We start from the raw sequence: 11,935 nt of genomic DNA, 5'->3' as shown, positions 1-11,935 counted from the left end.
CTAGGTCGTGCGGCGCTTGCGGGCGGCCTCGTCGAGGCGGACCAGGTCGGGCAGGCCCTGCCGCTTCGGGCCGGCCTGCAGCGCCGGCAGCGCGGCGGCTGTCACCTCGGCCACCGCGCGATGGGCGCCGCCGCGCATCGCCTCGGTCAGCGGCGCGACCACCCGCCGCAGCACGGTCCGCCCCGAGGTCACGAGCGCGGCGATCTGCTCGCCGGTCGCGGTGCCGTCGAATCCGGGGCGGGCGGCCAGGGCCAGCAGCGCGTCCGCCGCGGCGAGGCGCACGTCGGTGCGGTGGTTCGCCAGGGTGTACGCCAGGACGAGCGCCGTCGCCGGCCCGTGCGGCCCGCCGGCGGCGGTCAGCCCGGCCAGCACGGCGGTGCCGAGGTTGCCCGAGTCGGTGCGGTCCGCGACCTGCGGGGTCAGGTGCGCGGCGGCGATCTCGCGGTGCGACGGCGTGATCATCGGCCACAGGACGATGTCGTGGGCCGGCCGCCCGTAGATGACCCGCTCTCGCGCCGCGCGCGTGTCGGCGATCTCCTCGGGCAGCGTGCCCACCTCGAGGCAGGCGAGGCGCACCGCGGGTCCAACGCCGCGCAGCGGCGCGTCCTCGATCCACACCGCCGGGTCCGAGGGCTCGCGCCCGACCCACTCGGCGAACGTCCGGCCCGCGGCCGAGCGCAGCCGCGCCGCGCTCTTGCCGACGGCGGGGTCGATCTCGCGGGGGAGCCGCAGCAGCGCCTGCGTGAGGTCGGCGTGGCCGGGCGCCCACCCGTCGCGCTCGGCCGCGGCGAGCAGTGACAGCACGCGGCCGGGGTCGACGTGACCGGCGGTCGTGGCCGGGAACGCCAGCAGGGCGGCGGGCGGGTCGCAGTCCAGGCGCCGGGCGAGCTCGGCGGTGCGCGAGTTGACGAACAGCGTCAGCGGCTGCCATCCGCGGGCCGACAACTGCCGGGGATCGACGACGGGCTGCCCGGCCGCGGCCCCGACCACCGAGGGCAGCAGGCCCTGCCACGCCGGCTGCACGCTCGCCAGGGCGCGGGCCGTCGCCTCCCGGTCGCCGCGGGCGGCCCGGACGAGGCCGTCGAGGACCAGTTCGTGCCGCAGCGGGTCAACGTGGTCGGCGAGCCAGGCGGGCAGCTCCATGACGAGGTCGTCGAGGTCCAGCGGCGGCGGCATCGCGCCGGGCAGGTCGGCGACGAGGGCGGGGCCGGCCTCGGGCGCGGCGGGCGCGACGCCGAGCAGGGCGGCGAGGCGTTCGCCGATCTCGCCCTCCATCGCCGGTACCTCGGCCAGCATCCGCTCCCGCGTGCCCGCCGGTAGCCTGGACAGGCGGGGCTCGACGAGGTCGAGGACGAGCCCGGCGAGGTCGGGCGCGGGGTGCTGGACGCCGTCGGCGAGGGCCTCGGCGAGGTCGGGCAGCAGGTCGTCGAGCGGCAGCCGGCGCAGCCAGGCCACGTGGGCGCGGACGAGCTTCTTCTCCGGGCGGATCAGCATGGCCGCGGTGACGTCGGCGAGCTCCAGGGGCTCGAGCGGCCGGACCCCGTGCACGGCGATGAGCCCGGTGTGTGCGAACCCGGCGACCGTCGAGCCGGGCGCGGCGAGCAGGCCGACCAGCTGCCCGCGGTGCGCGGCCAGCTCGTCGGCGGTGGGCGCGAGGTCGCCGAGCAGCGACAGGAACGGCGCCAGCAGGCCCGGCCGGCCGCCGGTGGCGAGGCGGCGCAGGCACCCGGCGATGAGGGTCTCGCGCGGCAGGCGTTCGGTCGCGGTCAGTTCGAGCAGCGCCGGGCGCCAGGCGGGCCCGGCGTACACGTCGCCGAACGCCTCGGCGACGCGGTCGTCGTCGAAGATGTACGGCAGCGCCCTGGGAAACCACGGGTCCTCGGCGAGGATGTCGGCGAGCGGCTGGCCGCGCCACAGCCGCACGTACTCGGCGACGGCCGCGGGCTCGTCCGGCAGGTCCTCGCCGCCGGCGCGCAGCAGCGCCTCGGTGAGCGCCCACGGCGCCGAGCCGGAGCGCGCCCGTTTCGCCAGGCCGCGCCCGACGGTGGCGCACCAGGCGGCGCCGCGGATGCGCAGCAGCGGGCCGGCGGCCTCGGCGCTCAGCGGCAGCGGCTCGGCCGGCCAGCGCCGGTTGGCGGCCTTGACGACGTCGCCGGCCCGCGCCAGGCCGGCGGCGATTGCCATCGCCTTGGCCGCGCGCCGGGTCTGGTTGATCCGGTGGGCCTGCTGCTGGGCGGCGTGCGTGAGCTGCCACCGTTCCCGGCCGCTGCCGGGGTCCCACAGGTGGGAGTCGGGGTTGCCGAGGTACGCCCGCATGGCCTCGATGCCTTCCGGGACGGTGTCGGTGGGCGGCTCGTATGCCTCGAGCACCGCGACGAGGGCCGCGCGCCCGACGGGCGTGGCCGCGGCGAGGACGTCGGCGAGCCCGTCCAGGTCGCCGCCGTCGATCCGCTCCCGCGCCGGGCCCCACAGCTCGTCCATGACGAGGCATGATGCCAGCGCCACGGCGCCGGGCGCTGCCCCGGCCGGTTCACACGACGCAGAGCTCGTTGCCCTCCGGATCGGTGAGCACGACGTGGTCGGGCCGGCCGTCGAGGTCGACCTCGGCCTGCACGGTGGCGCCGGCCGTGACGAGCGCGGCGACCTTGGCCTGCACGCGCGGCCAGCGGGTCTCCCACGGCACCGCCCGCCCGCCGCCGGCCTGCACGTCGAGGTGGACCCGGTTCTTGGCGGTCTTCGGCTCGGGCACCCGCAGGAACGAGATCCGCGGCCCGAGGCCGGACGGGTCCTCGATCGCGGTGCCGTCGTCCCACTCGTCCTCGGGCACCGCGAAGTGCCGCAGCCACTGCTCCCAGCTGTCGAACCCGGCCGGCGGCGACGCCGCGACGTAGCCGAGGGCCTCGCACCAGAACGCGGCCAGCCGGGCCGGGGACGCGCAGTCGAACGTCAGGGTGAACGGCGTCGTCATGCCGGCCAGTCTGTCGCGCGCGGCTCAGACCTGCCAGGCGAGCCGGAACGTCCGTCGCAGGTCGTCCACCCACTCGGTCGGCGTCTCCCACGGGATGAAGTGGCCGCCGCGGTCGTGTGCGGTGAGGTTCACGTGGTTGTACCAGGGCGCGCGGTCGGTGCCCAGGAAGTACTCGACCCGGCCCGACGTCGCAACGCCCGGCGGGTTCTCGTAGGCGACGAAGGTGATGCCCGTCGGGGCCTCGACCGCTGGGGTGCGCTCGTGCGACGGGGTCCACGGGTAGCGGTTGTTGTTGGCGTACGTGCGTATGGACGTGCCGATCGTGCCCGTCACCCAGTAGATGGTGGCGTGCGTGAGCAGGTCGTCCTTCGAGAAGACCGTCTCGATGTCGCCGCCGTTGTCGCTCCAGGCCGCCCAGCGCTCCAGGATCCACGACAGCATGCCGGCGGGGGAGTCGTGCAGGCCGTAGGCGAGGGTGTGCGGTGCGAGGACGTGCGCGGCCAGGTGGACCGCGAAGCGCTTCTCGAAGGCGAGGAGCTCGGCGTGTACCGGCGCGGGCAGGCCGGCGGGGATCGGCCGTCCGCCGCTGAGGTCCCAGCCGCGGTCGCCGTTGAACATGGTGAGCTTCTGACCCGAGCCGATGTGGATGCCGTACAGCTCCTGCGCGTACTTGTGGCCGAGCTGCCCGGTGACGAGCGCGCCCACGTCGCAGCCGGCGGCGGCGTACCGCGGGAAGCCCAGCACCCCGGTCATCAGCTCGTGCCACAGGTCGGCCATGGCGGAGAAGTTCATGCCGGGCCGGGTGCCGGAGAAGCCGAAGCCGGGCAGCGACGGGACGATGACGTCGAAGGCGTCGGCCGGGTCGCCGCCGTGCGCGGCCGGGTCGGCGAGGGGGTCGACGACCCGCGACCAGTGCCAGAACGTCCACGGCCAGCCGTGGCTGAGGATCAGCGGGCGCGGGTCGGGGCCGGCGCCGGGGCGGCGCATGAAGTGGATCGGCACGCCGGACACCTCGACGCGGTAGTGCTCGTAGGCGTTGATGGCCCGCTCGGCGCGGCGCCAGTCGAACGCGTCGCGCCAGTACTCGACGAGCTCCCGCAGCCGCGCGCGGGGCACGCCGTAGTGCGGGTCGTCGTAGCCGGGGCCGTCGGGCCAGCGGGTCAGCTCGAGGCGGCGGCGCAGGTCGTCGAGGACGTCGTCGTCCACGTGGATCGGGGCCGGCGTGAGGGGGAACGACATCCGGGGCCTCTATTCGTGCAGTTGCGTGATGTGGGCGAGGGCCGGCAGCGCGTGCGCGATCGCCGCACGCTCCTGCGCGCTGAGGCCGGCCACGAGCCTGCGCAGGTGCCCGATGCGGTCGTCGCGGCGGCCGTCGACGATCGCGGCGCCGGCCGGCGTGATGCGCACGAGCACGGCTCGGCCGTCGCTGGGGTCGGGGCGGCGCTCGACGAGCCCGTCGCGCTCGAGCTTGGTCACGATCTGCGTCACCGCCGACTGGGTGACCTGCTCGCTCGCGGTGAGCTCGGTCAGCCGCATGGGCCCGAGCCGGGCGAGGGTGTGCAGCACGGACAGCGTCGTGAAGCTCAGCCGCTGGATCGACGGCAGCCGGATGAACATCCGCACGAAGCTCTCCAGCACGCCGGTCAGCTCGGCGACGTCGAGGTCGTCATCGGGCACGGCCAAACTGTAACAGAAACTAATGCATTTTCTGATGTACTTCCGGTGGCCGGACTTTTGACTTTCGCGACAAAAGTTCCGTCCTATTGAGCGATTCGGTAACGTCGGGCGAGTCATTGAGGCATTCGAATGTCACAAAGTCTGGGAGGCGATGCCGCCATGCAGGACCCCGCCACCACACCGCTGACCCGCCGCCGGATCCTCGGCGCCACCGCCGGGGCCGCCGCCCTGGCCGCCGGCGCGTCGCTCGGCGCCGCACCCGCCGCCGCGTCCGACGCCGCCGCGTCCGACGCGCAGCACGGCCGACCGCAGCGGGTGCCGCGCGAGCAGATCAGCGTGCAGCTGTACACCTTGCGCGACCAGCTCAATGTCGACCTCGACGGCAGCCTGGCCGAGCTGCGCCGCATCGGCTACACCCGCATCGAGCACGCCGGCTTCGTCGGCCGCAGCGCCGCGCAGTTCCGCGCCGCGCTGGACGCCGCCGGCATCCGCGCCACGTCGGGCCACGTCGGCATCCCGCAGCCGTTCGACGCCTCCGCCTGGGAGCGGGCGCTCGAGGACGCCAACGTCGTCGGCAACCGCTACATCGTGCACCCGTTCTTCGGCATCGACGCGAGCACCGGGCAGCCGATCCGCAACTCGGCGCTGTACCACGCGATGGCCCGCGACCTCAACCGCGCCGGCGCCCTGGCCCGGCGGGCGGGCATCGACTTCGGCTACCACAACCACAACCTGGAGTTCACCCGCCAGGACGGTGGCCAGCGCACCGGTTACGACATCCTGACCGCGGAGACGGACCCGTCGCTGGTCCACCTGGAGGTCGACCTGTTCTGGGCGTGGGTCGGCGCCGCGGACCCGGTCGACCTGATCGCGAAGCACCGCGGCCGCATCCGCCAGGTCCACGTGAAGGACCTGAACACGGCGCGCAGCTTCGAGGACGCGGGCTCCGGCCTGATCGACTTCGGCCGGATCTTCGCACACGCCCGCGAGGCCGGCATCGCCGAGTACATCATCGAGCGCGACGACGCCGGAACCCCGCCCCGCGTCCCCGCCGACGCCCTGACCACGGCCCGCAACGGCTTCCAGTACCTCGACGCCCTGCGCTACTGACCGAAGGGTGTCGAGCACCCCGGGTCAGCTGGTCAGCGCAGGTGCGCGAAGGCCTGGCTCGGGGTGCTCACGGTCCCGCATGTCCAGCAATCACCATGCCGTCAGGCATATCGGCAACACGGCTGATCAGCGATTGTGCCGGGCTCGGACCGCTGTATTGCCCGCCAGTTTGTCCGGCATTAACCTGACGCTCCTAGATTCCGGCGAGCACCGAATGAGAAGGAGCCCCAACAATGTCCGCTCTGCTCTCCGCCATCGCGGTCGAGGTGGTCAGCGCCCTGCTGATCTCGCTCATCGTCGCCGGGGTCCGTCGCCTCTTCAGCGACAAGGCCGTCCGCACCGCCTGAACCGGCGGGGCCGGCGCCCGAAACGGGTCATCCGGCCCCTGCTCACGATCCGTGGTTGATCGCGCCCGGCCAGGGTAGGCGCCTCCCTTCGGGAGGTACTGACCCATGACCACAACCACGCAGACAGGAAAGCGCACCCGACCGCAGGCGCTAGCCGCCAGCTCGGCGGCGCAGACCGCAACGCGGCGCCGCGGCATGGCGCAAAAGGCGGCCGGGCCGGGCCGCACGGAGCCGACGACGACCGCGTCGGCCCGCTCGGCGTCGAAGCCGGATCAGCGGGCGGGGCGGACGGCCGGACGGGCGAAGGCGCTACCGGCCCACGCCGAGGCCGCGCCCGAGACCGAGCTCGTGACGTGGCAGGACGTGCGAATGCCGAACCTCAAGGTGCCGGTGTTCCACGTACCGCAGAACGTACAGTCCAGAATCGCGAACGTCAGGTGGACGGGCCGCACCGTCACGTCCGCCATTCCGATGCCGCAGCCCAAGCAGTTGCTGTACTACGGAGGCGTCGGCGCGCTAGCCGCGCTCGGCGTACTGGAATGGCCGGTTGCCGTGGCGGCAGCGGCCGGGGTGTGGGTGGCGACGCACTCGCGTCGCACCGCAGCCACCGCCGGGTAGTGACACGAACCGGGAGCCGACCGTCCCGCGGCCGGCGCAAAGCGTGGGCGCGGGACGGCTTGGCACACATCGAGGTCCGTGGCGCCCGGCATCTGATCACCGCCGAGCAGGGCAGGCTGCTCGAGCACGCTGTCGAGAAGCTGCACGGCGTGGACTGGGCGGCGTGGAACGCGATGCTGGGCCGGCTGCTCGTCAGCTTCGACGAGGATGGGCTCGACCTGGACAGCCTCATCGAGACGGTCGCGGAGGCCGAGTCCGAACACCTCCCCGCCGACGTGGCCGGCGGGCGGGGAACCGTGGACGCGAAGACCCGTCATCAGATCACGCTGACCGCCGACGTTGTGGCCGCCGCCGGATCGTTCGCGGCGCGGCGCCTGCGGCTGCCCAAGGCGCCGCTCGAGCTGGCCGCCATCGTCGCGATGGTCGACCACCTGCCGGGTGTGCGCACCCGCCTGCGCCAGGCGCTCGGCCATCACAACGCCGATCTGCTGGTATCCGCGGTTGCGGCGACCATCAACGCCGCGAGCCAGGCCGAGCTGTCCTCGATCGCGGACGCCGCCCTGCGCGTGGTGCTGCTGCAGGAGGAGTCGGAACAGCGCAAGACCTGGCGGCGCAGGGCGGCCGACCTGGCGGGCAACGCCGCCGCAGGCCGTGCCGAAAGCCAGGACGACGACCGGCCGGGCGCGCTGCCGGACGGCCCGGTCGAGCGGTACGCGCAGCGGATCAGCATGGTGACGATGCTCGTCGCCGCCGCGGTCACGGCGATGCCGGCGGGCGTGCGCCGCGCGGCCCGGGTGCTGGCGGCCGGTTCGCCGGTCCCCGCGCTCGCGGGGCGTGAGGCGTTCGCGGGCGGGCTCGGCCGGCTGCTCGCGCGCCGCAACGTGCTCGTCCGCGACCGTGCCGCGCTGCGCCGGCTGGACCGGGTCGACACGGTGGTCATCGACGCCGCCGTGCTGACCGGCGGCCGGCAGGTCATCACCCACGTCGTGCCCGTGCACGGGACGGTCGAGGCCGCCTGGGAGGCCGCGACGCGGCTCGTCGGCGGCCCCGGCGGCACGCTGCCGGCCGGCGCCGACGGCTGGGCGCTCACCGACCTGCGCAGCCTGGACACCCAGATCCCCGACGCCGTCCTGGCCGACGCGCGCGCCCACGACGGTGTGCGGGCGAAGCTGTACGCGCTGACCCGGGACGGCGGCGCCGCGGCCGTGGTGCTCGTGGAGCCGGCGCTGGATCCGCTGACCGCGGCGCTGATCGCGGCCGGCCGCCAGGCCGGTTCCGTCCTGCTGGCCGGCGCCCCGGCCGGGATCCGCGCCAGGGTGCCGGCGGACGGCACCGTCGCCGGGGGCTCGCGCCTCGCCGCGTCGATCCGGGCGCTGCAGGCCGACGGGCACGTCGTGCTGCTCATCGGGGAGCGCAACGACGCCGCGCTCGCCGCGGCGGACTGCAGCTTCGGCGTGCTGCGTGAGGACCGGCGGCCACCGTGGGGCGCCCACCTGATGGGCGGACCCGGCCTGGAGACGGCCTGGCTGCTGCTCGAAGCGGTGACGGTGGCGCGGGCCGTGAGCCGGCGCAGCACCCATGTGGCGATGCAGGGTTCGGCGGTCGGCGCGCTGCTGGGGGTGGCGGAGACCGAGCGGCGCGGCGCCCGCCGTGCGGCGACCGCCACGGCCGTCGCGCAGGCGGCCGGCATCGTCAGCGCGATGTGGTCGGCGCGCGGCCTGTCCCGCCGGACCCCGCCAGCGCCGGCCGTCGACGTAGCCTGGCACGCGCTGCCCGTCGAGGCGGTCATGCGGGCCCTGGACACGTCGCAGCACGGGATCGAGGAGGCGGACGCGGACCGGCGCCGGCGGGCCCTGGTCACGGCGGAGGCGCCCGCGGCCGCCGGGCGGGGGTTGCTCGGCACCATCCTCGGTGAGCTCGACACTCCGCTGACCCTGCCGCTGGCCGCCGGTGCCATCCTCTCCGCCGTGACCGGGTCGACGAGCGACGCGGCGCTGGTCGTCGCCGTCATCCTGGCCAACGCGGTGCTGTCCGGCGTCCAGGACGTGGCGGCCCGGCGCGCGCTGCGCCGGCTGGTGAGCGAGGCAACGCCGCGGGTCCGGCTGCGCCGCGACGGCGTCGACCGGGTCGCCAGCCTCGACGAGCTGGTGCCGGGCGACGTCATCCTCCTGGACCCGGGCGACGCGGTGCCGGCGGACTGCCGGCTGCTCGAGACCGCCGGCCTGGAGATGGACGAGTCCCCGCTGACCGGCGAGTCCGTGCCGGTCGCCAAGGGCGCCGCCGCCACCCGCGCGGCCGCGATCGCCGAGCGCGCCAGCATGGTGTACGCCGGCACCACCGTCGCCGCGGGATCGGCCACGTGCATCGTGGTGGCGACCGGTCCGGACACGGAGGCCGGCCGCAATGCCCTCATGGCGCTGCAGGAACCGCCGAAGAGCGGAGTCCAGCAGCGGCTGCGCGAGCTGACCAAGGCATCGCTGCCGGTGGCGGGGGCCGCCACGGCCGCGCTGTTCGGCACCGGCCTGCTCCGGGGCCGGCTGGCCGAGTCGATCAACAGCTCGGTTGCGCTCGGGGTCGCCGCGATTCCCGAGGGGCTGCCCTTCATCGCAACCGCGGCCGAGCTCAGCGCCAGCCGCCGGCTGTCCCGGCGCAACATCCTCGTCCGCGATCCCCGCGCGATGGAGGCGCTCGGCCGGGTCGACGTGATCTGTTTCGACAAGACCGGCACCCTGACCGAGGGACGCATCGCGCTACGCGCCGTCTCCGACGGCCGTGCGCGCGTGCCGATGGACGGGCTCACCCCGCGGCACCGGGACATCCTCGCCGCCGCGCTCCGTGCGAGCCCGGCCCCCAACGGGCAGGAGGCCCTGCCCCATCCGACCGACCAGGCGGTCGTGGTCGGTGCCGCGGCGGCCGGCGTCACCACCGGCGAGGCCGCCGACGGGTGGCGTGCCGTCCGCGAGCTGCCGTTCGAGCCGGCACGCGGGTTCCACGCCGTCCTCGGTGCGGCGAACGCCGGCCAGGTGATCAGCGTCAAGGGCGCGCCGGAGATCACGCTGCCGCGCTGCGTGAGCTGGCGCGTGAACGGCGAGTCGCGGCCGCTGACGCAGGCCGACCGGCGAGAGATCGAGGCGGAGGTCGACCGGATGGCCCGGCAGGGGCTGCGGGTGCTCGCGATCGCGGAGCGGGCGGCGTCGGCCCGGCGCCGCCTCGACGACGAGCGCGTCGACGAGATGCAGTTCCTCGGCCTGCTGGGGCTGGCCGACCCGACCCGCCCGAGCGCCGCCGAGGCGGTCGACCGGCTGCGCCGCGCCGGCATCAAGGTGGTCATGCTCACCGGCGACCATCCCAGCACCGCGGCGGCGATCGCCGCCGAGCTCGACCTGCTCGACGGCGGCGCCGTGGTGACCGGGCCGGAGCTGGACAGCGCCGAGGCCGACGACGCGATCGTCGACGCGCTGGTGTCCAAGGCATCAGTCTTCGCGCGGGTGAGCCCCGCGCACAAGGTCGCGGTGGTCCGCGCGCTGCACCGGGCCGGGCGCAGCGTCGCGGTCACCGGCGACGGCGCCAACGACGCGCCGGCCATCCGGCTCGCCGACGTCGGCATCGCGCTCGGCGAGCAGGCCACGGCCGCGGCCCGCCATGCGGCGGACCTGATCGTGCTGGACGGACGGATCGAGACGATCGTCGACGGGGTGGTCGAGGGGCGCGCCATGTGGGCGTCGGTCCGTGAGTCGCTGGCGCTGCTGCTCGGCGGGAACCTCGGCGAGATCCTCTTCACCGTCGGCGGATCCCTCGTCTCGGCGACGCCACCGCTCAACGCGCGGCAGATCCTGTTCGTCAATCTCATGACGGACCTGCTGCCCGCGATCACGGTCGCCGCCCGGCCGCCGACGCACGTCAGCCCCGACCAGCTGGTCCGCGAGGGGCCGGAGGCGTCGCTGGGCACGGCGCTGACCGGCAACGTGGTCCGCCGCGCGGTGGCGACCTCGGCAGCCACGGCGGGCGCGTGGCTGACCGCGAAGGCGACCGGTACCGCCGGGCGCGCCAGCACTGTGGCGCTGGCGTCCCTGGTCGGCGCGCAGCTGGGCCAGACCGCGCTGCTGTCCGGCGGGGACCCGGTGGTCCTCGGCGCCGCCGGCGCCTCCGCCGCGGCGCTGGTCGGTGTCGTACAGACCCCGGGCCTGAGCCAGTTCTTCGGCTGCCGGCCGATCGGGCCGGTGGCCTGGGGAATCGTCCTGGCCGCGACGGCGGCCGGCACGACCCTCGGGGCGCTGCGGATACCGGTACCGCTGCCGGGTCTTCGGGCCGAACCGTCCGAACCTGGCGAACCTGGCGAACCGGCCTGAACGTCACCGTGCGCCGTCGATGCGTCGGCACGCCTTCACGATGACAGATACGAGGCGAGCAGTGCCTGCCAGGCGGCGGGGGCGTCGAGATGGGCGTCGTGGCCCGCACCGGCGATGACGGTGTGGTGAACCTCTGGTCGCTCTGCGCGCATGCGGGCGTCCTCGTCGGCGGGCACCGTGCCGCGCTCGCCGCGCACCAGCAGCGTCGGCGCGGCGATCGAGGACCATTCGGCCCAGCGGGCCTCGGCGGCGACCGGGGCGATCGCCGCCTCCATCACGTCGGCGTCGAAGCGGGGGCGCAGGCCGTCGGGGGTCTCGTCCAGGTCGGCGGCGAGCGCGCGGGCGGTCGGGGTCCCGCCGAGGTGCGCCGCCGCCGACTCCCGGTCGGCGAACGGCACCGGCCAGGAGGCGAACCAGCGGCCGAGCCGGGCCGGGTAGTCCTCGTCGCCGGGTGCGGTCCCGCCGACGCCGGCCTCGAGCATGACGAGGCGGCTCACGAGGCGGGGGTACCACGCCGCCACCAGCATCGCCGTGTGCCCGCCCATCGACTGGCCGACCAGCGCCGCCGGGCGGCCGCCGCACAGGTGCTCGACGACGGCGGCCGCATCGGCGGCGTACGCGCGGCGGGAGACGTCGGCCGGGCGGCGGGTGCTGCGGCCGTGGCCGCGCTGGTCGGGCACGACGACGCGGTGCCGCGGCGCGAGGGCCTCGGCGGTCGGGCGCAGCTCCTCAGCGGCGCCGGCCAGGCCGTGCAGCAGCACCACGGGCGGAGCGCCGGCGGCGCCGCCGGCCAGGCAGGACAGGGTCACGCCGCCGCGGCGCACCTCGACGCGGCGCAGCTCATCGAAGGGTTGCACACGTTGATC

Annotated in this window: 8 protein-coding genes; 3 read left to right on the top strand and 5 right to left on the bottom strand. The window is 75.3% G+C overall.

All coding sequences use genetic code 11. The features are described from left to right. From ABD901_RS39695 to ABD901_RS39680, 4 genes are read right to left on the bottom strand one after another with little or no spacing between them, the layout of a single operon-like run. A complete protein-coding gene (locus ABD901_RS39695; protein ID WP_345135442.1) occupies nt 1-2,481 on the bottom strand; it encodes a hypothetical protein in 2,481 nt (826 codons plus the stop codon). Between the two features lie 49 nt (nt 2,482-2,530). Further along, the gene (locus ABD901_RS39690) at nt 2,531-2,968 is read right to left on the bottom strand and encodes a VOC family protein (RefSeq protein ID WP_345135440.1); all 438 of its coding nucleotides are present in this window, start codon (nt 2,966-2,968) and stop codon (nt 2,531-2,533) included. Nucleotides 2,969-2,992: 24 nt separating this feature from the next. Beyond that, nucleotides 2,993-4,207 (bottom strand): epoxide hydrolase family protein, encoded by a 1,215-nt coding sequence (locus ABD901_RS39685; RefSeq protein ID WP_345135437.1) that lies wholly within the window; start codon nt 4,205-4,207, stop codon nt 2,993-2,995. Nucleotides 4,208-4,216: 9 nt separating this feature from the next. Beyond that, complete coding sequence (locus ABD901_RS39680) at nt 4,217-4,645, bottom strand: MarR family winged helix-turn-helix transcriptional regulator (protein ID WP_345135434.1); 429 nt, start codon at nt 4,643-4,645, stop codon at nt 4,217-4,219. Between the two features lie 159 nt (nt 4,646-4,804). On the opposite strand from ABD901_RS39680, the gene ABD901_RS39675 reads away from it, so the two are divergent. The 3 genes from ABD901_RS39675 (at nt 4,805) to ABD901_RS39665 (ending at nt 11,069) form a co-directional block, all read left to right on the top strand. Further along, nucleotides 4,805-5,755 carry a sugar phosphate isomerase/epimerase family protein gene (locus ABD901_RS39675; RefSeq protein ID WP_345135432.1) on the top strand — a complete coding sequence of 317 codons (951 nt, stop codon included), beginning with the start codon at nt 4,805-4,807 and terminating at the stop codon, nt 5,753-5,755. A gap of 452 nt (nt 5,756-6,207) precedes the next feature. Then, entirely contained in the window at nt 6,208-6,720 is a 513-nt protein-coding gene (locus tag ABD901_RS39670) for a hypothetical protein (RefSeq protein ID WP_345135430.1), read from the top strand. 59 nt (nt 6,721-6,779) lie between these two features. Then, a complete protein-coding gene (locus ABD901_RS39665) occupies nt 6,780-11,069 on the top strand; it encodes an HAD-IC family P-type ATPase (protein WP_345135428.1) in 4,290 nt (1,429 codons plus the stop codon). A gap of 35 nt (nt 11,070-11,104) precedes the next feature. On the opposite strand, the gene ABD901_RS39660 is transcribed toward ABD901_RS39665, so the two are convergent. Further along, nucleotides 11,105-11,908, bottom strand: a complete 804-nt coding sequence (locus tag ABD901_RS39660) for an alpha/beta fold hydrolase (protein ID WP_345135535.1) — start codon at nt 11,906-11,908, stop codon at nt 11,105-11,107. Nucleotides 11,909-11,935 lie beyond the last annotated feature (27 nt).

Origin of the sequence: Dactylosporangium darangshiense (assembly GCF_039537565.1) — a bacterium.
GTDB lineage: Bacteria > Actinomycetota > Actinomycetes > Mycobacteriales > Micromonosporaceae > Dactylosporangium > Dactylosporangium darangshiense.
Note: the sequence above shows the minus strand (reverse complement) of the source record. Positions and strands in the feature narration are given on the sequence as shown.